Here is a 21,945-nt window from a genome sequence, read left to right on the forward strand (position 1 = left end):
TTGCCCAATTAAGGCGTTAGATGAAGATGAAGCAGGAGGAAAGCGCTCTTCCTGCTTCGGTGCTTTTACTTGACTTTTTCCCGGGTCAGAACCTGGGAAAGAATTACCAACGCAAGAGACACAATCAGCATGACCGTTGCAAGTGCGTTGACTTCTGGTGAGATACCGACTTTGACCATTGAATAGATCTTAAGTGGCAGGATCTCATAAGTTGGGCCGGTGACAAATGAACTGATAATCACGTCATCCAGTGACAGCGTGAAGCTCAGCAGCCAGCCAGCCGCAACGGCAGGTTTGGCCAAAGGCAGGATAATCTTTTTCAGAATTACCCATTCGCTGGCGCCCAGATCCTTGGCCGCTTCCAGCATCTTGACATCAAACCCGTTGAGGCGACTGTAAACAGTCACCACAACAAACGGTAAACAGAACGTAATGTGTGCAATCAGCAGGGTAAAGAACCCCAGATTCGCACCCAGTACCAAAAACAGCGCTAACAGCGCAATTGCCATCACGATATCCGGAGACATCATGACGACAAACAACATGCCGTTGACCAGCCCTTTACCCTTGAACTGGTAACGGAATAGGGCGACTGCCGTCAAGCTGCCAATCAGCGTTGCTGCAGTGGCGGAAAACACGGCCACATTCAGCGAGTGCCAGGCGGCTTGCATCAAACTGTCGTTAGCGACTAATGCATGGTACCACTTGGTGGTAAAGCCTCCCCATTTAATGCCGAATTTATTGTCATTAAAAGAGTTAGCAATCAATACGATAATTGGCAAATACAGGAACAAGTACACCAAGCTCATAAAGCTAAATCTAACTGTCTTACCCATTAGTCTAGCTCCACTTTCTTATTCAACAATTTACCGGCACGGTAGTAAGCGTACAGCATGACCGCCATTGCCAGTGTCAGGGCGATACTGGTCGCCGCACCAAATGGCCAGTCACGAGCATTGAGCACCTGGCTCTTAATCACGTTACCAATCAGCAGGTTCTTCGCACCACCCAGCAGGTCGGCGATGTAGAACATACCCAGCGCAGGCAGCAGAACCAGCAGACAACCACCGATGATGCCAGGCATGGTCAGCGGTAGAATGACCTTGGTCAGAGTCTGCAGTTTATTTGCTCCCAGATCTCGCGCTGCTTCAATGTATGTGCCGTCGAGTTTCTCGATAGCGGAGTAAAGCGGCAAAATCATAAACGGCAGCAAAATGTAAACCAGGCCAATCATCACTGCGGTTTCGGTATACATAATACGTAACGGAGCATCGATCAAACCAATGCCAATCAGCGCTTTGTTTAAAATGCCCTGGGTCCCAAGCACAATTTTCAGACCATAAGTACGAATTAACGAGTTGGTCCAGAATGGCACGATGACCAGAAACAACATAATTGGGCGCCAGTTCGGCGGCATCTTCGCAACAATGTACGCAAACGGGTAACCGATGATCAGACAAAGAATCGTTGCCACAATCGCCATATAAAACGAATGCAGCATCACTTTGCCATACAGGGGATCCAGCAAGCGGGCATAGTTATCTAACGTGAAAGTCATATCGATTAGATTGGCTTCATCACGAGTCAGAAAACTGGTACCGATAATCATCAGGTTAGGGATGAGTACAAACAGCACCAACCAGCCGACGATTAAGGTGATAATCGCGTTCTGAAGATTAAACTTTTTGCTCATCATTGAGTACCACCTCCCAGCTTTCAACCCAAGTGATCGCGACTTTCTGACCGATGGAGTGGTCCACGTCCGGATCGTCTTCGTTAAAGAATTCGCTTACCAGCACTCGCATGCCGGATTCGAGTTCGACCATGGATTCCAGCGTCATACCTTTGTAGGTACGATCGGTGATATGACCAACAATGCCGTTTGACTCCGATTCTTTGATTTCTTCGATACGCAAATCTTCCGGACGCAGCAGAACCTGTAGCTTAGTACCGTTATTGACCGGTTGATCGAAATAAACCACAGAGTCAACGCCTTCAATCTCAACGCGTACACGTTTGTCATCCAGGCGTTCCCGCATCACAGTGTTAAACACGTTAATTTCGCCGATAAAGCGAGCCACAAACAAGTTCTTCGGTTCTTCATAAATTTCACGCGGCGAGCCGTCTTGTTCGATGACACCATCACGCATCACGATGATACGATCAGACATCGACAGGGCTTCTTCCTGGTCGTGGGTCACGAAAATGAAGGTGATGCCCAGCTGACGTTGCAGTTGCTTCAGCTCGGTTTGCATCTGTTTGCGAAGTTTGTAGTCCAGTGCCGACAGTGATTCATCAAGCAGCAGAACTTTAGGCTTGTTCACCACAGCTCGGGCAATCGCGATACGTTGCTGCTGACCACCAGAAAGCTGATGAGGTTTACGCTGCGCCATTTCTGCCAGACGAACCATCTTCAGCGCTTCCATTACACGCGGTTCAATGTCTGCAGAAGGCACTTTTTGCATGCGCAGACCAAAGGCGACGTTTTCAAATACCGTCATATGCGGGAACAGAGCGTAGCTCTGGAACACAGTGTTTACGTGTCTTTGCTCTGCAGGAACCGACGTGACATCTTGATTATCCAGTAGAATTTGCCCAGCATCTGCTGTTTCAAAACCTGCGATTATCCGAAGTACGGTTGTTTTACCACATCCTGACGGGCCCAGAATCGTCAGGAATTCACCGTGATTCACATCAAGATTGAACTCACTGATGATCTCTTTGCCATCAAAACTCTTGCTTATACCAGATAGACGGATAACTGGTGTATCTACTGAATGTCGTTCGTTCAACGTCTGTTTTTCTCCCTATTAAAACCAAGGATTGCTCATTGAGAAATGCTCTATATGCATAGGCTCATAATCGCCGAATCATAATCATCAAAACTACGAAATCAAAGTGTTTTCTTATTCTGAAACAGAAAAAATTTTGCACCTAAAAGTAAAGATTAATTACCATAGGCTTTGCGTTAACTTTGAATGCTTTCAAACGGTTAATTATCAACCATAATGTACAGAAAGCAACACACATTTGTTACTCAGAGTTTAGACTCTGTAGCATTTCAGTATAATGACCAAAAAATGTATCTGACTTGCTGATTTATTATGTTGACTCGTGTTTTAGCAAGCCAATCTAGGGCCAATTATGAACAATGATATCGAAAGAGATTTCAATTTAGGGGGAACGGTTGAGCAAGCTCTGTCGGGCCAGTATCAACTGAAAATCGGTGATGTACTCAAGGAAGCCTGGAGCCACACCATCAAGCATTTTCTTTCTTTTTCACCTGCGATTGTCATGCTGATTGTGGCTCAACTTGCCATATTTTTCATCGCACTTAAGCTACAAATTGGTGATCTTTCAATTATTAGCGATGTTTTCACCGGGCAAGCCGAGTTCCCGGAAGGGCTGGGGCAGGCTATTTTTATCGCGAATTTCAGTTACGAAGTTGTCAGCGCGCCGATCTATGCAGGGGTGTCACTGATGGCGATGAGTCATGCTGCTGGTTTGGCGACGAAAACACGTCATATCAGTAAAGGGCTGCAGTTTACTGTACCTGTTATTATTGCCACGCTGTGTGGATTGATGCTGCAGGGTATTGCCAGTGCGTTGTTTCCAATCCTGTCTATGTATATTTCTCTTGCTTTTAGCAACTCAGTGCTGCTGATTTGTGAGAAGCACATATCTCCGCTTCAATCGCTGTGGTTGTCACTGCGTGCGGTAAACAAAAAGCTGTTACAACTGGCGGTGATTTATGCGCTGATGATGATGATGTTTATCGCTGCCGTGTTGTTCTACGGTATTGGCCTTGTCTTTGTGTTACCATTTTTCTTCCATGTTAAAGGTATTATTTACCGTAACATGTTTGGTATCCGTTTAAAGATCGTTGCCTCTAATCATAGCGACGATGACCAGAACCAGAATCCACAGGTGTTTGATGCGTAAGATTCTTGCTTTATTGACCGTTGTTCTCATCGCCAGTTGCAGCGTTTATTACGTCAAGCAACATGAGAGCGACACCGTCGAGATGTCGGTAAATTCGGGACAGGCCGTCAGTGATGCGCCGGATTTTAGTGCAATCAGTAATGTGACAGAGAAAAAGCAGTCGTTTTTCTCTTATCTTAAACCGGGTATTGAACTGGAAAATGCCCGAATAGTGAAAGAACGAAAAACTCTGAAACGTATCCAGACCCACTTCGATCAGAATAATGTCACCACCAAAGATAAGCAGGATGCGAAGCACTTGGCATCACTATATAAAGTGGACATGAATGACAACAAAGTCACTGCGAAGTGGCTGAGTGTCATGCAACGCCGGGTGGATGTGTTACCACCTGCGTTGGTGCTGACCCAGGCGGCGAATGAATCTGCCTGGGGGACATCACGCTTTGCAGTGGAAGGTAATAACTATTTTGGTCAATGGTGTTACTCTAAAGGCTGCGGATTAGTGCCTTTGGCTCGTCAGGAAGGCATGACCCACGAAGTCGCTAAGTTCAGATCGGTGCAGGAATCGATTCACCGCTACTTTATGAACGTCAACCGCAACGCGGCATATTATGAGCTGCGTAAAATTCGTCAGCAGCTGCGTCAGCAAGAGCAGGATTTGCTCAGCACAGATACCGCTGAGGCTTTAACCCAAGGCTTGCTGAAGTACTCTGAACGCGGAGCGGATTATGTGACAGATTTGCAGACCATGATTCGCCACAATGAGACTTACTGGCAAAGCGAATGATCAAAAAATCCATATCTACTATTCTCCTGGCCGGGATCTGTAGCAGTATCCCGGTTACGAGCTGGGCTCAGGAATATATGTTCACTTATTCCAAGCTCTTTTCACAAATGAAAAATAACGTCGAAGATGATCACAAAGATGTCAAAGTGGGATTTTTCTTCGTCAATGCGGATAACAAAACGCTCTGTCGCATAGACAAGGCCTGGATGGAGAAAGAAGCGCACTATGAAGAACTTCATCCTTCCGCGATTAATGAATTGATTGTTCCGTTGGATAACAACTTACGCCAGGCGAATCCTTTGGTGTTTGTCGACACACCCAATGACCAACGTTGTGATTTTTCGATGGTTGTCATGACCAAACAGCCGCTCCAGGGCCGTATCAGTTACAGTGAAATTGAATCTTTGCTGCCGCAAATGCAGAGCATGTTGGAAGACTTAGGGGGCATGTTTGCCAGTTGGTTTACGCCAGATGTTAGCGGATTAACGCTCGAGTTTGCCAATCACCTCGACAGTGAAATCCAACTGAGTGATGGTGGCGTGGTGCCGATTGTTAACGGTAAAGCGCAGGTCGGACTTGAGCAGATTGGGGAAGAAGGGTGGATGGAATTGCCGCAAATGACCCAGCGGGTATTACCGTACTTACCTAAAGCTCAAAAGTGAAGCCACAAAGTGGTTACTGTTGAGGTCAGTCTGAATGAGTACATGTCAGGTCAAGTGAACTGAACTCGGCTTATCATCAGGTTGATTTATAAAATTTTTCGACAAAAAAGGCTGCATTCGCAGCCTTTTCCATTCATCAGAATGCTAAATCTGATGTTCCGTTTACGGAATCAGATATTAGTGACATCCAGCTTCAGGCTTGGATCAAATTCCATCACTAAATCTTCATCTTCAACCTGTTGTACCGGCATGTCTTCTTTATCAAAGCCGATATCTCCGCCATTGATAACGCCAGATTCACTGTTGATCGATTTGAAGTCAAACAGATCGAAGTCCGCCAGGTGGCTAGGCACTACGTTTTGCATTGCGCGGAACATGGTTTCAATACGACCCGGGAACTGTTTGTCCCAGCCGTTTAACATTTGCTTAATGTTCTGACGCTGCATGTTTGGCTGAGAGCCGCACAGGTTACATGGGATAATCGGGTAGCCACGTAGTTCAGAATATTTAATGATGTCTTTTTCACGGCAATAGGCCAGTGGACGAATGACAACGTGCTCGCCGTTGTCAGACACCAGTTTTGGTGGCATGCCTTTCATCTTGCCGCCGTAAAACATATTCAGAAACAGGGTTTCGAGGATATCATCGCGGTGGTGGCCCAAAGCGATTTTGGTTGCACCCAGCTCTTTTGCGGTGCGGTATAAAATACCGCGGCGCAGACGTGAGCACAGAGCACAAGTCGTTTTCCCTTCCGGTACTTTGTCTTGAACAATCGAGTAGGTGTCTTCTTCAACAATCTTGTACTCAACACCCAGTTCCTGCAGATATTCCGGCAGAATATGCTCAGGGAAGCCTGGTTGTTTTTGGTCGAGGTTAACAGCAATCAGCTCGAAAGAGACCGGCGCACTTTTTTGTAAGCTCATCAGAATATCCAGCATGGTAAAACTGTCTTTACCTCCGGATAAACACACCATGATGCGGTCACCATCTTCAATCATGTTGAAGTCAGCAATCGCCTGACCTGTATTGCGACGAATGCGCTTTTGCAATTTGTTGAAATTGTATTGTTGAGCTTTGGTCAACTCTTGGGTTTGCTCTGTCATCAGCTTGCGGTCTTAATCTTCAAAACAAAATGAAGTGCGTATGATACGGATAAATTTGTCAGATGCTAGTGCTATCGGAACCTGAAAGCAAAAATCCTCAGGGAAACCTGAGGATTTCGGATTATGCAGCGAGATGTAGATTAACTGGCGTGGGTAGGATCCAACGGGCTGATATAACCGCGCGGTTTCAAGGCCAGAACGTCACAGTTAATTTTGTCGATCACTTGTTCCGCCGTGTTGCCGATAAATACCGCTGATAAGCCGGTGCGACCGGTCGTACCCAGAATCACCATCGCGGCATGCAGTTCTTCTGCTGCCTTGGGAATGACATCTTCCGGTAAGCCTTGTTCGACAATCGTGTGCTCTTCATCAATACCATGTTTCTGGCGCAGAGCCTTCATCGACGTGAGATGATGGCCGCGTACGGCATCGGTATATGTCGTCGGGTCAAACTCCGGCAGCTCAATGGTGATGTTTGCTGGCGTAAGCGGATAAGCATTCACCAGATAAGGCGTCGCACCAAGCCGTGAGGTCAGGTTCAGCAACTGATCAACCATGATATCGTTCAAATCGAGATGAGCCTCGACTTCTGAACCAACATGTACCGATGCGATGATATTAGCATCCAGAGGCCACTCAGCATTTTTCACCAACAACACGGGAGTCGGGCACTTGCGCAGCAGATGCCAGTCGGTAGGTGTGAAGATAACTGACTCCAACGCATCGTGTTTACGGGTACCTTTGATCAGAATATCGTGTTCGCCAGCAAAGACTTCGCCAATAATCGCTTCATAAGGGCGGTTATGCCACACCACTTTGACTTCAAAGATTACCGAATCATTAACATAAGGTTGAGCGACTTTGTGCATCCACTGTTCGCGCTGATGAATCACACCTCTGCGCATAGCATCCCGTTCATCTATTGAAAGCATCGACGTCATGTCATAGGAAAAGTCATAGATAGACAGGAAGAAGGTAACACGGCTTTGCGACTTACTTTTTGCGGCGAGTTGCATAGCGCGGGCAAGAGCAGGCTGTTCATCGTGATTGATGTCAGCGACAACTAAGATCTTGTTATAGATACTCATAACAAAACTCCTTATTGAGTGAGGAGACTTCTTAGATTTACTTTAGCGCACTTGAACAGAGAGGTTGAAGAAATTTAGACAGGAAAGTTGGAGAAGTATGATGTAGCTCATTAAAGAGCTACATCATTGATTTTATTACTTAGAATCTGAAGATACGCCAGCCAGTTCTTTCAGGGCATCATGATTCAGAATAGTGATGTATTTACCTTTCACACTCAGGATCTCTGATTTCTGGAAGCGACCCAGCAGGCGACTGATCGTTTCGACCGTCAGGCCAAGGTAGTTACCAATATCACCACGTGTCATCGTCAGACGAAACTCACGCGGGCTGAAGCCACGTTGCGAGAAACGAGTCGACAGGTTGTATAGGAAGGCTGCCAGACGCTCTTCAGCGTTTTTCTTCGATAGCAGCAGGATCATCTCCTGGTCACCTTTGATTTCATTGCTCATCAGGCGCATGATTTGTTGACGCAGTTTCGGCATTTTACCTGACAGGTCATCAAGAATCTCGTAAGGGATCTCACACACCATGGATGTTTCCAGCGCCTGAGCGAAGCTAGGGTGAGAATCTTCAGTAATCGCGTCAAAACCGACTAAATCACCAGCCAGGTGGAATGCAGTGATCTGCTCATCACCTTGCTCTGTAATGGTGTAGCTTTTGATTGTACCTGAACGAATCGCGTACAAAGAACGCAAATCGTCGCCAGCCTTAAACAGTTCCTGACCTTTTTGAATGGGCTTCTTACGCTCGATGATCTGGTCAAGCTGATCCAACTCTGCTTCATTCAGAGTAAATGGGATGCAAAGCTGACTAATACTGCAGTCTTGACAGTGAATGGCACAACCACCGGATTGAACGCGTTTTGCAGCATGCTTTTCAGAAATCATAACAACCTTCACTATTTGATATACATCAATATTTTAGCATCCCTCAATCGCAAAGGATAGATAAAATAAACGTATAGCTAAATCAATCACCTAAATTAAGGTAATCAGCATATTTATGGCACCGTAGCCGGTATAAAAACCATAAGTGATAATAAATACTGCCGCTATATGACGAAATATTTTAGACTGTTGCAACTGTTTTATTTTTGTTGCACCAAATCCGACCAATAACATCGCGGGCAAAGTACCTAATCCAAAGGCCCCCATGATTAATGCGCCCTGCAAAAATCCACCAGAAACCGCGGCCCAGGTCAAAATGGAATAAACTAAACCACACGGCAGCCAACCCCAGATAAAACCGAAGGGTAGAGCGTACCAGCTTTTTTTGAGTGGTAACAGCGCTGTGCCGGCCGGAGAAATGTGTTTCCATACAGATTGTCCAAGCCGTTCCAGTTTCAGAATACCAAACCACCAACGCCCGACATACAGACCAAGACCGATCATAAGCAGTGCCGCCAACAGGCGAAGCCATACCAAAACATGATTCAGAGCTGCCAGGGTAGATAAGGATGCGACGAGACCGCCGATGATGGCACCAAACAGCATATAACTCAGGATTCGGCCTGCATTATATAACAGTAACGGAGTGGCCTGTCTGCCGGCCTGATTGAGAGTCAGTAGGGAGGCGATGCCACCACACATCCCCATACAGTGACCGGCACCGAGTAACCCGATCACAAATGCACCGAGAAAGTCCGGCGTCATTGTTTATCCTCATCTTGTCCCTGTTTTGCGCAGGCGGATGTTTTTTTCTGGTGAGAAAGTGGTGGCGAGGCATTAACTGTAGAAGAATGTGTTTCTTGTTCATCTTCAAATAAAATATTGTGCCCCTGGCGTTCTAAATCTTCAAATTGTTCACTTTTAACCGCCCAAAGAAATATTGCCACTGCCACACAAACCAGCACAATGGCGATAGGAATTAATATATACAAACTTTCCATTTACTTACCTGAATCTTTTAATAAGCGCAGCGAATTGGATACTACTATAATCGAACTGGCAGACATACCCACAACCGCGATATAAGGTGCGACCAACCCCGCAACCGCTAAGGGCAGAATTAACAGATTGTAACCTAACGACCAGGCCAGGTTTTCGCGAATGACACGCCGGGTCTGTATGGCCAGTTTGCGCGCTTCAAGTAACTTATCCAGTTTGTCGCCCAGTAACACCATGTCTGCAGACGCTTTGGCGACATCAGTCCCTCCTCCCATCGCTACAGAGATGTGCGCGCCGGCCAGAGTCGGCGCATCGTTGATGCCATCTCCGACCATCATGGTGATATCATGCAGATTTATCTGATTCAGGCTGGCCAGTTTATCTTCAGGTTTCGCCCCCGATATCACCTGATCAATCCCTAGTTGATCGGCAACAAGTGCCGCATTAGCCTGAGAATCACCGGTTAACAGAGTGATTTTGATGCCTGCCTGATGGAGTTGCTCGATAAACGGACCGGCCTCTTTACGAATCGGATCCTGGTAATAGAAGGTCGCGGCATGTTCACCGTTAATCGCCAGATAAACCGCATTTACGTCCTGGTGATTGTCAGTGCCGAGGACAAAACGGGCGTTACCAATGGCGACTGGCTGGCCATCAAACAGACCTTGCAGTCCTGAGCCAATGACATTACCGACGCCAGTGACAGTAACGTTCTCATCGCGGTAAGGATGGAATGCTGTGGCCAGCGGATGATTCGCGTGTTGCTCTAGCGCGGCCGCAATCGCCAGGCATTGCTGTTGTGACCAGTCCGAATACACGCGGGTATCACGCAGCTCAATTTTACCCCGAGTCAGGGTGCCGGTTTTATCGACGACCAGATGATTGACCTTACACAGGGTTTCAAATACATGGCTTTTACGCAGTAAAAGACCAAAGCCTCCCATGCGGGAAGTCGCGCAGGTCAAGGCGGTGGGTGTCGCCAGTGACAGGGCACACGGACAGGTCGCTACCAGAACCGATAACATGATCCAAAACGCATCCTCGGGATGAGTCTGATGCCAGAATAACCAGGTTGCCGCCGCAATCAGTAAAATAATCGCAACGAAATAGCGCGCGACGATGTCGGCGAGCTCCGCAATTCTGGGTTTCGATGACTGCGCGGCGTCCTGCAAGCGCACAATATTCGAGATCACGGAATCATTTTTTGTCGCGGTCACTTCCAGTTCAAACGCCTCTTCACCATTGAGCGTGCCGGCAAAGACCGAATCACCAGGCTGTTTTACCACCGGGAGTGATTCACCGGTCAACATGGACTCGTCAACGTGGATGCGGCTGGTGAGGATTTTTCCGTCAGCCGGGATATGCTCACCGGGTAAAACCCGAATTTGCTCGCCGGGTTGCAGCGTTTTTACCGGAACCTGTTCCCCATCAAGCCGATTGGCGATAGCCGGTATCAATTTAAGCAGATTCCCGCTCGCGGCCGCGGCTTTACGCCGCGCACGCATTTCCAGAAAGCGGCCAACCAACAGAAAGAAGGTAAACATGGAGATGGACTCAAAGAATACTTCTCCTTGCCGGGTGACCGTAGCGATGAGACTGGCCACATAAGCAAATATCAACGCGATCGAGACAGGGACATCCATGCCCAGAGTACGGCCACGAAGACTGCGCCAGGCATTGAGATAAAATGGCAAGGCAGAGTAAAGCAGCACAGGAGTGGCAAAAATCAGACTGACCCAACGAAAGTAGTTTTTGAATTCCGGGTCGAGATCGCCAAACGCTTCAAGATAAAGCGCAACAGCCAGCATCATGACCTGCATGGTTGCCAGTCCGGCAATACCAAGACGATAAAGATACTGTTTCATCGTGGCGTGATAAAACGCCTCCTGTTGATCGGCCTCAAACGGGGCGGCTTTATAACCCAACTGGTGAATCCGGTTCAGAATACGGCTGAGCTTAGTTTTTGAGTCATCCCAGCACAGCAGAGCCCGATTAGTGGTGGTATTGACCCGAATCGTCGTCACACCGGTTTCGCTGTTAAGTTGCTTTTCAATCAACCAGGCGCAGGCAGCGCAAGAGACACCATCTAGTGACAATGTCACTTCTTTATGAGCGCCATCATCACGTACGAATTCTGCCTGAACATCGCTGTTGTCGTAATGGATCAGTGCCTGCAATTGCTCCGGTACCAAATCCACTTTTTCGGCCGGCGCGGTGCGGAACTGGTAATACGAAACCAGGCCGCTGGTAACAATCGTTTCGGCCACGGTCTGACATCCGGGGCAACACATGTCACGTTGCTCACCAAGAATCTCGACTTTAAAGTCCGTGCCCGCCGGGACATCTTCACCGCAGTGATAACACGAATGACTCATAGCATTAATTCATTAACTGGGTAGGCGATGCGGAAGGGAACGTCACTCGTCCCTGGACCAGCCACTCGCTGTTATGCGGTGTTAATTCAATAAACCACGGTCCCTGTAGTTCACTGTCACGTTTAATACGATAGCGACCCTTCGCATCTGAAGTCAGCAGTATTGAAAAATCACGGTCTGGCAGGGTTCGGTGGGCAAACATCGCTTGCAATGCCGGGAAATGTTCCAGCTGACCTTTATTCAGCTCGATGACAATATCGTTGCCGTCGGAGTATACCGACGCATTAAGACCCAGTTGTTTGGCAACCTGAATCTTGCTGAGATCGACATTAATGCCTTTGCCTTTTTTATAGTAATCCTCAGTGACCAGGGATACGGAGTTATTGGAAAAAATGATAACAGTAATGACAGTCCAGATAACAACCGTAAGAGGAAGGATAATCAGAAACCACGGCCAGAATTGTTTATACCAAGGCTTTACCATAAAAAAGTTCTCTACAACGTAAGGGAAAGTAATAACTTAAGAGAAAGACAGCCCCTTGAAAAGGGGCTGTGATGTGTTGTTACTTATTGGTCGGAATTACTCAGGCTCCAGACATAAGCAGCAACTAACTGCACCTTATCTTCACCTAAGATATCCAACCAGGCTGGCATAACACCAGAACGACCATTCATGACCGTTTCTGTCACTGCTGCGCGCGAGTCTCCAAATAACCAATCCTGGTCAGTTAGGTCCGGAGCGCCGACAGCCGGGTTACCTTTACCGTCTGTACCATGACAAGCTGCACAGACCACGAAGCGTGCTTTACCAGCTTCAGCTTCACGAGCATTCACAGAACGACCAGAAAGGCTCAGCGCATAGCTCACCACTTCCTGTACACCTTGTTCGCCCAATGCATCTTTCCAAGCTGGCATCTGACCGATACGGCCATGACGAATCGTAGTCACGATCGCAGCAGGCTCACCGCCATACAACCACGCATTGTCAGTCAGGTTAGGGAAGCCGGTTTGACCGCGCGCGTCGGAAGCATGACACTGGGAGCAGTTCTGTAGGAACAGACGCTGGCCAACTTTGAGCGCATCCGGATCAGCGGCAATATCTGGAATCGGACGTAATTCAGAGCCGCCTTCCTGATAAGCCAAACGTTTAAACGCTTCACCAAAGTACGCATCGGCGTCATCGAGCTCTTTTGCATACTGCACCAGCGTTTTGCTTTCCTGGGCCGCCGCAATCGACGCTTTAGACTCTTCAAGAGTGCGAACGCGCTGATCTGAACTCTGCCAGCCCAAAACACCTTTGAAGCTACCCAAACCCGGATAGAGAGTCAGGTATATCGCCGCAAATATGAATGTGCTGATAAACAGATAAGTCCACCATTTTGGTAGTGGGTTGTTGATTTCGCGAATACCGTCGTACTCGTGCCCCATATCAACGCCTTCTTCCACGCCCATTTTGTCTTTAAGACACCAAAAGAGCAGGAAAGCACAGCCAAACAGGGTTCCGAGTGTGATGACAGTAATCCAAAGACTCCAGAATGTAGTCATTACTTAGTCACTCCTTGTTTTTTTGCAGGGGGCTGCTGTTCATCAGCAAAAATCAGATTGGCTGCTTCATCAAAGCGAGCCTTACGTTTTTTTCCGTAAGCCCACCAAACAACGCCGATAAAGCAGACAAATAGCACTATGGTCCAAATACTGTGAATAGTACCGATATCCATAATTACCCCTTATTTCATTGCGTGACCAAGAGACTGAAGGTAAGCGATGATGGCATCCATCTCCGATTTACCCTCGACATCTTTTGCCGCATTCGCGATTTGTTCGTCTGTGTATGGCACACCAAACTGATTACGGAAGACTTCCATTTTCTTCTGGGTGTATTGTCCATCCAGTAGGTTGTCTGCCAACCACGGGAAGCCCGGCATGTTAGACTGAGATACCAGTTCACGCGGATCCATCAGGTGCACGCGGTGCCACTCATCCGAGTAACGACCGCCCACACGCGCCAAATCCGGACCAGTACGCTTAGAGCCCCATAAGAACGGATGCTCCCACACACTTTCACCCGCCACCGAGTAGTGACCATAACGCTCTGTCTCAGAGCGGAAAGGACGAATCATCTGGCTATGACAAACGTTACAACCTTCGCGAATATAGATATCGCGACCTTCAAGCTGCAGGGCAGTATATGGCTTGAGATTTTCTACCGGCTCAGTGGTTTGCTTTTGGAAGATCAACGGTGTGATCTCAACTAAGGCGCCCCAACTAATAGCGAATACGATGAAAATAGCCAGCAAGCCCACATTGCGCTCAATAATTTCATGGCGATTATTAGAATTAGAACTCATTCTTCAATCTCCTTAAGCCGGTTGCTGGATAGCTTTCAAGCTATGTTTCGGTGCAGAAATCGTCTTATACGCGTTGTACGCCATCAGGAACATGCCTGACAGGAAGATAAAGCCACCAATAAAGCGTATGGTATAGAACGGGTAAGAGGCCTGAACTGACTCGACAAAGCTGTAAGTCAGTGTGCCGTCGGAGTTAACGGCACGCCACATCAGGCCTTGCATTACACCAGAGATCCACATCGCGACGATGTACAACACGGTACCGATCGTTGCCAGCCAGAAGTGAGCATTGACCAGACCCATAGAGTACATACGTTCCTGGCCGAACAGGCGAGGAATCAGGTGATAAACCGAACCGATCGAAACCATCGCAACCCAGCCCAACGCGCCAGAGTGAACGTGACCAATCGTCCAGTCAGTGTAGTGAGACAGAGCATTGACCGTCTTAATTGACATCATCGGGCCTTCGAAGGTCGACATGCCGTAGAAAGACAGTGATACAATCAGGAATCGCAGAATAGGGTCATAACGTAACTTATGCCATGCTCCGGACAGCGTCATGATACCGTTGATCATGCCGCCCCATGAAGGTGCGAACAGAACAAGCGACATCACCATACCCAGAGACTGAGTCCAATCTGGCAGTGCCGTGTAGTGTAGATGGTGAGGGCCTGCCCAGATGTACAGCGAGATCAGGGCCCAGAAGTGAACGATTGACAAACGGTAAGAGTAAACAGGACGCTCAGCTTGTTTCGGAACGAAGTAATACATCATTCCAAGGAAACCCGCTGTAAGAAGGAATCCTACCGCATTGTGGCCGTACCACCACTGAACCATTGCATCGACAGCACCGGAATAAATCGAGTACGATTTACCCATGGACACCGGAATAGCCATACTATTCACGATATGCAGAACGGCAACAGTAATAATAAACGCACCGAAGAACCAGTTTGCTACGTAAATATGAGAGGTCTTACGCTTGACCAGTGTGCCAAAGAACACCACCGCGTAAGAAACCCATACGAGCGCAATCGCGATATCGATAGGCCATTCAAGTTCCGCATATTCTTTACCTGAGGTATAACCCAAAGGCAGAGTAATTGCGGCAGACACAATGATTGCTTGCCATCCCCAAAACGTAAACGGGACAAGCGCGCCACCAAAAAGACGAGTTTGACAGGTGCGCTGAACAACATAATAAGATGTTGCGAACAGTGCACTGGTACCAAACGCGAAAATAACCGCATTAGTATGCAGAGGACGTAAGCGACTGTACGTCAACCACGGCGTATCAAAGTTTAGCTGTGGCCATACTAATTGAGCGGCGATCAAAACACCCACACCCATGCCGACAATGCCCCAAAGAATGGTAACCAGGGTAAACTGACGGACGACTGTATAGTTGTAGTTTTGCTCAAGCTGCTGTTCTTGGCTCATTTTGCATGCTTCCAATGTCTAATTAACTACACTTTACTTCCAACACGACATATGTCGTAATGCGCCCCAAGTTAACAATAAAAATTAAAGTATTTTCATGACCTTAATCACTATTGTTGGCTTTAAAAAAAGGTGCATTTTCAAGCAATAACTATACTGCAATTAACAATTCAATGACAGCGCAGTAACCTTACTATCCGTCTGGATTTGGCCTTTTATTTCAAAACTTTGAAGTTTGTTGCACGAGGAACTCACGAATATGGCAGCTGAAAAGCTCACTAAGCTCAGACTGACTCAAATCGTCATCACATTAGCTATTTTGACCGTGGCTTTTTTTTGGCGAACGATCACATTTCAGGATGTATCTACCCAAAAATGCATTGCGACGCCACAATGTTCACTTTTTGTTGATGGAAGACAAATAACTGTTACAAAAAGTGAAACGGAGCAGGGTGTGTATATTATTCAATCGATCCCGTCCGATTGGAGTGTGACATCGGATCAAAAAATCATCCGCGAGGGCGAAAATATTGAGTTAAAATTTTATGACAACAATTCCAATACAACTGGTGTAATTAATATTAATGATTCTGTAACGATAGAAATCAGCGATTAATTAGTTATAGGATAGAAAAGATATTTCTTTCCATTAGGGTATTTAATTTAATATCATCGCAAGTTGATGTATAAAGAATAAATAACCCTATAACGTATTCGTTCATGCGATTAAAAACAGCATTTACTCATATTTCTAACCCTGCCTTAGCAGTTCAGTACCTGAAAGAGGCATTATTCAGCCCAGAACTTTCAAGTTTAGTCTGTTATTATACTGACGAATATCCGGCTGACATCCTGACGACAGAGTTTGGCAAAGCATTTGCAGATGTTCCTCTTGTTGGTTGCTCATCTTGTAAGGGAGTGATGACAGAGCACGGTTTCCATGCCGGACCGGTGATCGCTTTGATGGCTATTTACGATGGTCCCAACAGCGCATACGGAAGTGCGCTGTTGTCGCTGGACAACGCGTTAACCGATTACAAAACCGTCACGGCAGAGGCCATCAATCAGGCGCTGAAGTCGGCAAACCGGATAGGTGAAATCCCCAGTTTAGTGATTTTACATGCTACTCCCGGCAATGAAGAACTTTGTATTCAGGCAATTGATGAAACCTTTGGTACACCTGTTCCAATCATCGGTGGCAGCCCGGCAGACAGTTATATTCAGCGGCAGTGGTCAGCGATAACTGAACGCGGCACAGTAAAAAATGGCTTATCGCTTCAACTGATGTTTCCTTCCAAGCCCAATACCACCGGATTCAGTGCCGGCTATTCACCGACGGAATTTACCGGTACCGTCACTCGCGCTACCGGCCGCTACATTCACGAAATAGACGGAGAACCCGCAGAGCAGATTTATAAAGAATGGGTCAGTGATCATTCAAGCGTGCAAATATCCGAGCACTACTTGTTTAAACATGTCACACGTTTTCCACTTGGACGAATAGCCGGTTACGTACATAATCGTCCTTACTATAAATTATCCCACCCGGTGCGTATGACGCCCGATGGTGCGATGGAGATGTTCGCGACCATCTCACAGGGAGAGGAAGTGACACTCATGACCGGCTCCAGAGAACAGTTAATTCAGCGCGCATCGCGTGTCGTTGATCAAGCGAACACACAAAACTACCAATCGTCTCAATTACTAGGTTCAATCATTATTTACTGTGCTGGCTCTATGTTGCGTTTAGGCGACGACATTGTGGGTGTACAGGAAAAAATCAAAGCTCAGATGAACGGACAACCCTTCATCTGTCCGTTTACTTACGGAGAACAAGGTCGCTTTACCGGTGGTGAGACAGCTCATGGTAATCTGATGATTTCATCCGTCATTTTTTACGAGTCCGAGTAATCGAACATGGAACAAGAGATCATCGAACAGTTTAATGAAGCATTACTAGAACTGAAACGAAGTAAAGAACGAGAGCAACGCTTAGCGGAAGAAAACCGGGTTATTCTCGCGGCACTGTCAGCGTTCAGTCATGCCGACAACAAGTATCAGATTTTCGAGGAATTGAAAAAGGTACTCAGTCGTTATATTGAGTTCGATGATTTCATTGTGATTTCGAAGCCCAAACATCGTCAGATATACCTGACGTTTCTTGCGTCTAATCTTGCCTTCCAGGGCAAGGAATGGCTCAATGGCGACAAGTTTCAGCGTGTCCTTGATGGTGAAAGCATTATTTTGTTTGAACCGGGCAAACTTGATGAATTCCAAAATCTGAACGCCTTCCTTAAGGACCAGATTCAGTCGGCATTGATCGCCGGAATCCGGGCACAAACCAGTGACTCTGTTTTGCTGCTACTGGGGAATAGGAAAGGGCAGTTCAGCCTCGAAACCCGCTCAACTTTACTGCGTTTCCGGCCGCTTCTCGAACGAGCCATCAACGATATTGAGCATAAAGAAGAGCTGCAAAAGCTGGTTGATTTAAGAACCCAAGAACTGCAAATTGCTCAACAACAAGCGGAACAGGCTAACCAGTCCAAATCAAAATTCCTGGCCATGATGAGCCATGAACTGCGAACACCACTTAACGCCGTGTTAGGCCTTATCGATATTTTACGAGAAAATTCAGAGATCTACCAATTGGAAATGCTAGAGCAGATGGAAAATTCTGCCGAGCTTTTGCTGGTGATCATTAACGATATTCTTGATTTTAGTCGCATCGAGTCCGGCCACTTCTCGTTACACTGTCACTGGATTAACCTACGTAAGAAATTGCACCAGGCTCTGGAACATCATCATCAGGTCGCAACTGCAAAAGGCATTCAGTTCAACCTCCAGGCAACCATCCATGATGGCTACGAATACTGGGTGGATGAAGTTCGTTTAACGCAAATATTGTTTAACGTTGTGGGTAACGCGATCAAGTTCACCCAACACGGCAGTGTTGATGTACGTTTGGTCACGACTCGGGATGGACTCGAGATTAATATCGAGGATACTGGTATCGGCATCGACAGCCAGCGTATTGATAATCTGTTCTCGCCATTTATTCAGGCCGACGATTCTATTACACGTAACTTCGGTGGCACCGGGCTTGGATTAGCGATTACCAAGCATCTGGTCGAGTTGATGCAGGGAAAAATCAAAGTCGAGAGCGAGCTTGGTCAAGGCTCTAAGTTTTCTATCATTCTGCCATTAAAATCACGCTCAAGTGATCAGGTTACAACAGTGCTAGTGCCAGACAATGAGCTATCAACCAAAGCTGTTGTAGCAAACGTCGGACAACATATCTTGGTCGTTGAAGATACCAAAACCAACCAGATGGTCATCAAACTGTTGCTAAATCGCATGGGTTACAACGTCACGATTGCGGAAAATGGCCAGCAAGCGATAGATATCGTCACAAGGGAACCGGCGTTTGATCTGATCTTCATGGACATTTCTATGCCAGTGATGGATGGAATTGAGGCGACTCGTATGTTGCGGGCTAAGCAGATATCAGCACCAATCATCGCTTTAACTGCACATTCGATGCATAGTGACCATGAGGTTTGCCTTAGCGCTGGCATGAACGACATCATTATCAAACCAATTCGCAGTAAAGAATTACAGCGAATCACAGATCGTTATCTGCAGTCACGTAATGTCATCAATCCAGTTTAACTCAATGAGAATGAGTCGATCACAGACACAGATTTAATTAATTACCGTATTGCTAAAAGTTAGAGACTTTTAGCAATATGGTAATTATATACTTTATGGTAAATTGGTTATGTTCAATAGAAATCATGCAGATAAGAGGAAAGGGAAGCTACATCAGTGCCGTACCTATATCTACACACACTTAATTTAACATAATACATATAATGCGTACTATGATTGTAAGGGCAACGTTGCTAGTTCTTGCTTGATCTTCGGTAAATTTTAGCCAAATTACCGCTAGTTCGCGGTGAACTACGCACCTGATATTACTTAATCAATTAATGCTGCTAACGATTCAAAATCAGGGTTAAATCCGTATTCATTACTCTGAATACTACGATGAGATGCGCCGCTGTGCTTTCTGTGTTTTTAACTCGTGACTCTTTGTTCAAATTCATAACGACAACCCGTGGCTCGTTGTCTAGCGACCAGGACTTTTGTCTGATCGTTTGTCATGATCACTCATGATGTCCTCGACGTTGAATCTTCTACTTTTGACTTAATCTGGGTATCTGCCAATCCGACATCAACTCGGTCGCTAAGTTTACGGTTTGCGTTAATCTTCCATTCAATTCTTAATTCGTTCCATCGTGTACAACAGTCTTCAAGACATTGGCCCAGAGTGACCGGTTGCTGCCGTTGCTCTAATAACCAACAACGGGTTGTTTTGAATAGATTGAAGTCTTATCTTTTTGTTGGTCTTAGTCATTCTGCTACATAAAGCCTGAACTATTGTGTATTGTGGTTGGCTGATTTTTTCTGTCGGTATCGCTGATAGATCCTAGCGTCATATGCCTGGACGGATTCTTGTTTGTGTCAGATTAGCCTGGCTTGTTATTTGGCGTGAGAGAACCGCTGTGAGTATCACATCTGATTTTAAATGCCGAAGTGTTGGCATTCATCTTTCTTAACTTCAGATCTACTCTGATAGCGGAGAAGCAGCAGCCTTAGCTACACAACCAACACCGAAATTAACAATATACATAAAAGTTACAGTGTCATGATTACAGATAAAGCCATCTTCTCTATCCGGATTTTAAACTGGCAACTTCCCTACTTTATTCGCTTGGTTATGGCCAAGTCAGTGACGTTGGGGCCGTGTCTTGTACCAATGAAGTTCGGACGGTTTGGCTTGTGGATTCACGGATTGAAACACCTCCTAAACTAAGCAATTTACAACGATGATATTGGGCAGTTGTGTGAGGCGTATTGAGACTAGATGTGTTGTTGTTTTAGATTCGACCTTAAAAATAGTTATAGTGCGTCAGATATGGCTATTTAGGTCATATTCATGCTTTTCCAGATAAACCTCTGATAAGCGATTTCATACCATTTGCTATCAATTTGGACAAATCAAAAGTATTCACCCTAAGAGCCTTGCAATCATAGTTGGTTATACTTTTGATATATAATGAATTTTGCTATCATAGCCAGCCACATAGATGATATGAAATTACCATGGCAATAACTATCCGCGATATAGATAACCACCAACTGATGTTATCGCAACTCAAAGAGCTGACTGAGCTCCCTACTATGTCAAAAAGCCTGATTCAGGGCGGCTACCTGGCTTTGCAGTATCACCAACTTTACCAACAGCAACAAGAAGAGAATCAACAGCTGCGCGCAGAGCTAGAAACCTTACGTGCCAAAGTCGATGGTTTTGTCGATGCATTTGAAGCCTTGAAACGACGTTAGGCTAAGCTTTCGTCACCCAAAGAAAAACGGCTGAACACAGAAGTGCTCAGCCGTTTAGCATAAATATGTGACCTGGTAACTTAATCAGCGCCCTTTCTTGGTATTGCCGTTACTGCTCTTAAAGCCTTGATGCGGAAAGACATTACGAATGCGCTGCTGAATTTTTTTCGGAACCTGATTCGAGAAGACCAGTTTCATTCCCGTGCGTTGTTGGTAGACTTTCAATTCCCCATCAAAGGGGGTCACCTCACCGATTTCACTGACATTATGTTTAAATGCCGGCGGAAAATGGCCTTTCACATTTTGAATGGCACCATCTTTAAATTTCACTTTAAGTACCGGTCGGTCAACCGCAACCAGCCAGAAAATCACAATCGCAGCTACTAAAATCACATACAGCATATTGCTTACTCCTAGTCAGACAGCAACTTACTCAGGTCTTCTTTCAAGTTAGATACAGTGCGGCTGGCCTTTTCGCTGCGCGATGCTTCACTCAGCAGATATTCAATCGCGTCCGATAAAGTACAGCCTAAGTCATTAGCGCGAACCGACAATTTTTCCCACACACGGTAGTCCAGATCGATCGACTTTTTGCGCGTGTGTAGCTGCTCGGCATTGAAATGGCGTTTACGCTTGGCACGAATAGCCTGCTTGAGTTTATTCTCAAGCTCGGGAGCCATATGCTGTTCAATCCACTCGAGCACCAGGGTTGGCTCATGTTCGATGGACTTCAAGTTCTGAACGGCGGCATCCGCTTCACTGCGATCGATATGGCATGTGATTGCTTCGCCATCTTTCCACTTTTTAATGAGATACTGCCACTTCCAACCACATTCAAGGTTTTCAAGTTGTTGATATTTCATGCCAGGCAATTCCGGTTAACGTTAGGGTGACAGCGTAACCCAGA

23 protein-coding genes are annotated in these 21,945 nt (G+C 46.4%); 7 read left to right on the top strand and 16 right to left on the bottom strand.

Going from position 1 to position 21,945, the window contains the following annotated elements; all coding sequences use genetic code 11:
• Window positions 1–65 precede the first annotated feature (65 nt).
• From potC to potA, 3 genes are read right to left on the bottom strand one after another with little or no spacing between them, the layout of a single operon-like run.
• On the bottom strand, window positions 66–836 hold the full coding sequence (gene potC, locus KNV97_RS10910; protein WP_218563095.1) for a spermidine/putrescine ABC transporter permease PotC: 771 nt from the start codon (window positions 834–836) through the stop codon (window positions 66–68).
• Window positions 836–1,693 carry a spermidine/putrescine ABC transporter permease PotB gene (potB, locus tag KNV97_RS10915; protein WP_218563421.1) on the bottom strand — a complete coding sequence of 286 codons (858 nt, stop codon included), beginning with the start codon at window positions 1,691–1,693 and terminating at the stop codon, window positions 836–838. The genes potC and potB overlap by 1 nt, the downstream gene beginning before the upstream one ends.
• On the bottom strand, window positions 1,677–2,792 hold the full coding sequence (gene potA, locus KNV97_RS10920) for a spermidine/putrescine ABC transporter ATP-binding protein PotA (protein WP_136486442.1): 1,116 nt from the start codon (window positions 2,790–2,792) through the stop codon (window positions 1,677–1,679). Before potA ends, potB begins: the two co-directional genes overlap by 17 nt.
• A 352-nt stretch (window positions 2,793–3,144) precedes the next feature.
• Between potA and KNV97_RS10925 the strand changes: the two genes are divergently transcribed.
• From KNV97_RS10925 to KNV97_RS10935, 3 genes are read left to right on the top strand one after another with little or no spacing between them, the layout of a single operon-like run.
• Window positions 3,145–3,942 (top strand): hypothetical protein, encoded by a 798-nt coding sequence (locus KNV97_RS10925; RefSeq protein WP_136486444.1) that lies wholly within the window; start codon window positions 3,145–3,147, stop codon window positions 3,940–3,942.
• Window positions 3,935–4,729, top strand: coding sequence for a glucosaminidase domain-containing protein (locus KNV97_RS10930; protein WP_136486446.1), 795 nt, complete (start codon window positions 3,935–3,937; stop codon window positions 4,727–4,729). The genes KNV97_RS10925 and KNV97_RS10930 overlap by 8 nt, the downstream gene beginning before the upstream one ends.
• A complete protein-coding gene (locus KNV97_RS10935; protein ID WP_407701908.1) occupies window positions 4,729–5,391 on the top strand; it encodes a DUF2987 domain-containing protein in 663 nt (220 codons plus the stop codon). Before KNV97_RS10930 ends, KNV97_RS10935 begins: the two co-directional genes overlap by 1 nt.
• Before the next feature lie 170 nt (window positions 5,392–5,561).
• On the opposite strand, the gene ttcA is transcribed toward KNV97_RS10935, so the two are convergent.
• The 11 genes from ttcA to ccoN all read right to left on the bottom strand — a co-directional run bounded on the left by ttcA (window position 5,562) and on the right by ccoN (window position 15,632).
• Complete coding sequence (ttcA, locus tag KNV97_RS10940; RefSeq protein WP_136486450.1) at window positions 5,562–6,494, bottom strand: tRNA 2-thiocytidine(32) synthetase TtcA; 933 nt, start codon at window positions 6,492–6,494, stop codon at window positions 5,562–5,564.
• 140 nt (window positions 6,495–6,634) lie between these two features.
• Entirely contained in the window at window positions 6,635–7,582 is a 948-nt protein-coding gene (gene uspE / locus KNV97_RS10945) for a universal stress protein UspE (protein WP_218563097.1), read from the bottom strand.
• 135 nt (window positions 7,583–7,717) lie between these two features.
• A complete protein-coding gene (locus KNV97_RS10950) occupies window positions 7,718–8,470 on the bottom strand; it encodes an FNR family transcription factor (RefSeq protein ID WP_136486454.1) in 753 nt (250 codons plus the stop codon).
• A gap of 90 nt (window positions 8,471–8,560) precedes the next feature.
• Window positions 8,561–9,235, bottom strand: coding sequence for a sulfite exporter TauE/SafE family protein (locus tag KNV97_RS10955; protein WP_218563098.1), 675 nt, complete (start codon window positions 9,233–9,235; stop codon window positions 8,561–8,563).
• A complete protein-coding gene (ccoS, locus tag KNV97_RS10960) occupies window positions 9,232–9,471 on the bottom strand; it encodes a cbb3-type cytochrome oxidase assembly protein CcoS (RefSeq protein ID WP_218563099.1) in 240 nt (79 codons plus the stop codon). Before ccoS ends, KNV97_RS10955 begins: the two co-directional genes overlap by 4 nt.
• Complete coding sequence (locus KNV97_RS10965; protein WP_218563100.1) at window positions 9,472–11,844, bottom strand: heavy metal translocating P-type ATPase; 2,373 nt, start codon at window positions 11,842–11,844, stop codon at window positions 9,472–9,474.
• A gap of 4 nt (window positions 11,845–11,848) precedes the next feature.
• Window positions 11,849–12,328, bottom strand: coding sequence for a FixH family protein (locus KNV97_RS10970; RefSeq protein WP_218563101.1), 480 nt, complete (start codon window positions 12,326–12,328; stop codon window positions 11,849–11,851).
• Between the two features lie 83 nt (window positions 12,329–12,411).
• Window positions 12,412–13,389: a cytochrome-c oxidase, cbb3-type subunit III gene (ccoP, locus tag KNV97_RS10975; protein ID WP_136486465.1), complete on the bottom strand. Its 978-nt coding sequence runs from the start codon at window positions 13,387–13,389 to the stop codon at window positions 12,412–12,414.
• Complete coding sequence (locus KNV97_RS10980; RefSeq protein WP_218563102.1) at window positions 13,389–13,562, bottom strand: cbb3-type cytochrome oxidase subunit 3; 174 nt, start codon at window positions 13,560–13,562, stop codon at window positions 13,389–13,391. Before KNV97_RS10980 ends, ccoP begins: the two co-directional genes overlap by 1 nt.
• Window positions 13,563–13,571: 9 nt before the next feature.
• The gene (ccoO, locus tag KNV97_RS10985) at window positions 13,572–14,192 is read right to left on the bottom strand and encodes a cytochrome-c oxidase, cbb3-type subunit II (protein ID WP_136486469.1); all 621 of its coding nucleotides are present in this window, start codon (window positions 14,190–14,192) and stop codon (window positions 13,572–13,574) included.
• A 12-nt stretch (window positions 14,193–14,204) separates the two neighbouring features.
• Window positions 14,205–15,632, bottom strand: a complete 1,428-nt coding sequence (ccoN, locus tag KNV97_RS10990; RefSeq protein ID WP_136486471.1) for a cytochrome-c oxidase, cbb3-type subunit I — start codon at window positions 15,630–15,632, stop codon at window positions 14,205–14,207.
• A gap of 259 nt (window positions 15,633–15,891) precedes the next feature.
• Here ccoN and KNV97_RS10995 point away from each other — a divergent pair, with 259 nt between their 5' ends.
• The 4 genes from KNV97_RS10995 (at window position 15,892) to KNV97_RS11010 (ending at window position 21,038) form a co-directional block, all read left to right on the top strand.
• A complete protein-coding gene (locus KNV97_RS10995; protein ID WP_136486473.1) occupies window positions 15,892–16,248 on the top strand; it encodes a hypothetical protein in 357 nt (118 codons plus the stop codon).
• Between the two features lie 104 nt (window positions 16,249–16,352).
• A complete protein-coding gene (locus tag KNV97_RS11000; protein WP_136486475.1) occupies window positions 16,353–17,543 on the top strand; it encodes an FIST signal transduction protein in 1,191 nt (396 codons plus the stop codon).
• Window positions 17,544–17,549: 6 nt separating this feature from the next.
• Window positions 17,550–19,301 carry an ATP-binding protein gene (locus KNV97_RS11005; protein WP_218563103.1) on the top strand — a complete coding sequence of 584 codons (1,752 nt, stop codon included), beginning with the start codon at window positions 17,550–17,552 and terminating at the stop codon, window positions 19,299–19,301.
• 1,497 nt (window positions 19,302–20,798) lie between these two features.
• On the top strand, window positions 20,799–21,038 hold the full coding sequence (locus KNV97_RS11010) for a hypothetical protein (RefSeq protein ID WP_136486478.1): 240 nt from the start codon (window positions 20,799–20,801) through the stop codon (window positions 21,036–21,038).
• An 84-nt stretch (window positions 21,039–21,122) separates the two neighbouring features.
• Here KNV97_RS11010 and KNV97_RS11015 read toward each other — a convergent pair whose 3' ends face one another.
• Both KNV97_RS11015 and matP read right to left on the bottom strand, forming a co-directional pair.
• Window positions 21,123–21,440, bottom strand: a complete 318-nt coding sequence (locus tag KNV97_RS11015; RefSeq protein WP_136486480.1) for a DUF3634 family protein — start codon at window positions 21,438–21,440, stop codon at window positions 21,123–21,125.
• Window positions 21,441–21,451: 11 nt separating this feature from the next.
• Window positions 21,452–21,901: a macrodomain Ter protein MatP gene (gene matP, locus KNV97_RS11020; RefSeq protein WP_136486482.1), complete on the bottom strand. Its 450-nt coding sequence runs from the start codon at window positions 21,899–21,901 to the stop codon at window positions 21,452–21,454.
• Window positions 21,902–21,945 lie beyond the last annotated feature (44 nt).

This window comes from Vibrio ostreae, assembly GCF_019226825.1.
Taxonomy (GTDB): domain Bacteria; phylum Pseudomonadota; class Gammaproteobacteria; order Enterobacterales; family Vibrionaceae; genus Vibrio; species Vibrio ostreae.

Bases quoted from the DNA above. Each gene is read 5' to 3' on its own strand.
- potC (WP_218563095.1), bottom strand. From the start codon at position 836: ATGGGTAAGACAGTTAGATTTAGCTTTATGAGCTTGGTGTACTTGTTC.
- potB (WP_218563421.1), bottom strand. From the start codon at position 1,693: ATGAGCAAAAAGTTTAATCTTCAGAACGCGATTATCACCTTAATCGTC.
- KNV97_RS10925 (WP_136486444.1), top strand. From the start codon at position 3,145: ATGAACAATGATATCGAAAGAGATTTCAATTTAGGGGGAACGGTTGAG.
- KNV97_RS10930 (WP_136486446.1), top strand. From the start codon at position 3,935: ATGCGTAAGATTCTTGCTTTATTGACCGTTGTTCTCATCGCCAGTTGC.
- ttcA (WP_136486450.1), bottom strand. From the start codon at position 6,494: ATGACAGAGCAAACCCAAGAGTTGACCAAAGCTCAACAATACAATTTC.
- uspE (WP_218563097.1), bottom strand. From the start codon at position 7,582: ATGAGTATCTATAACAAGATCTTAGTTGTCGCTGACATCAATCACGAT.
- KNV97_RS10950 (WP_136486454.1), bottom strand. From the start codon at position 8,470: ATGATTTCTGAAAAGCATGCTGCAAAACGCGTTCAATCCGGTGGTTGT.
- KNV97_RS10955 (WP_218563098.1), bottom strand. From the start codon at position 9,235: ATGACGCCGGACTTTCTCGGTGCATTTGTGATCGGGTTACTCGGTGCC.
- ccoS (WP_218563099.1), bottom strand. From the start codon at position 9,471: ATGGAAAGTTTGTATATATTAATTCCTATCGCCATTGTGCTGGTTTGT.
- KNV97_RS10965 (WP_218563100.1), bottom strand. From the start codon at position 11,844: ATGAGTCATTCGTGTTATCACTGCGGTGAAGATGTCCCGGCGGGCACG.
- KNV97_RS10970 (WP_218563101.1), bottom strand. From the start codon at position 12,328: ATGGTAAAGCCTTGGTATAAACAATTCTGGCCGTGGTTTCTGATTATC.
- ccoP (WP_136486465.1), bottom strand. From the start codon at position 13,389: ATGACTACATTCTGGAGTCTTTGGATTACTGTCATCACACTCGGAACC.
- KNV97_RS10980 (WP_218563102.1), bottom strand. From the start codon at position 13,562: ATGGATATCGGTACTATTCACAGTATTTGGACCATAGTGCTATTTGTC.
- ccoO (WP_136486469.1), bottom strand. From the start codon at position 14,192: ATGAGTTCTAATTCTAATAATCGCCATGAAATTATTGAGCGCAATGTG.
- ccoN (WP_136486471.1), bottom strand. From the start codon at position 15,632: ATGAGCCAAGAACAGCAGCTTGAGCAAAACTACAACTATACAGTCGTC.
- KNV97_RS10995 (WP_136486473.1), top strand. From the start codon at position 15,892: ATGGCAGCTGAAAAGCTCACTAAGCTCAGACTGACTCAAATCGTCATC.
- KNV97_RS11000 (WP_136486475.1), top strand. From the start codon at position 16,353: ATGCGATTAAAAACAGCATTTACTCATATTTCTAACCCTGCCTTAGCA.
- KNV97_RS11005 (WP_218563103.1), top strand. From the start codon at position 17,550: ATGGAACAAGAGATCATCGAACAGTTTAATGAAGCATTACTAGAACTG.
- KNV97_RS11010 (WP_136486478.1), top strand. From the start codon at position 20,799: ATGGCAATAACTATCCGCGATATAGATAACCACCAACTGATGTTATCG.
- KNV97_RS11015 (WP_136486480.1), bottom strand. From the start codon at position 21,440: ATGCTGTATGTGATTTTAGTAGCTGCGATTGTGATTTTCTGGCTGGTT.
- matP (WP_136486482.1), bottom strand. From the start codon at position 21,901: ATGAAATATCAACAACTTGAAAACCTTGAATGTGGTTGGAAGTGGCAG.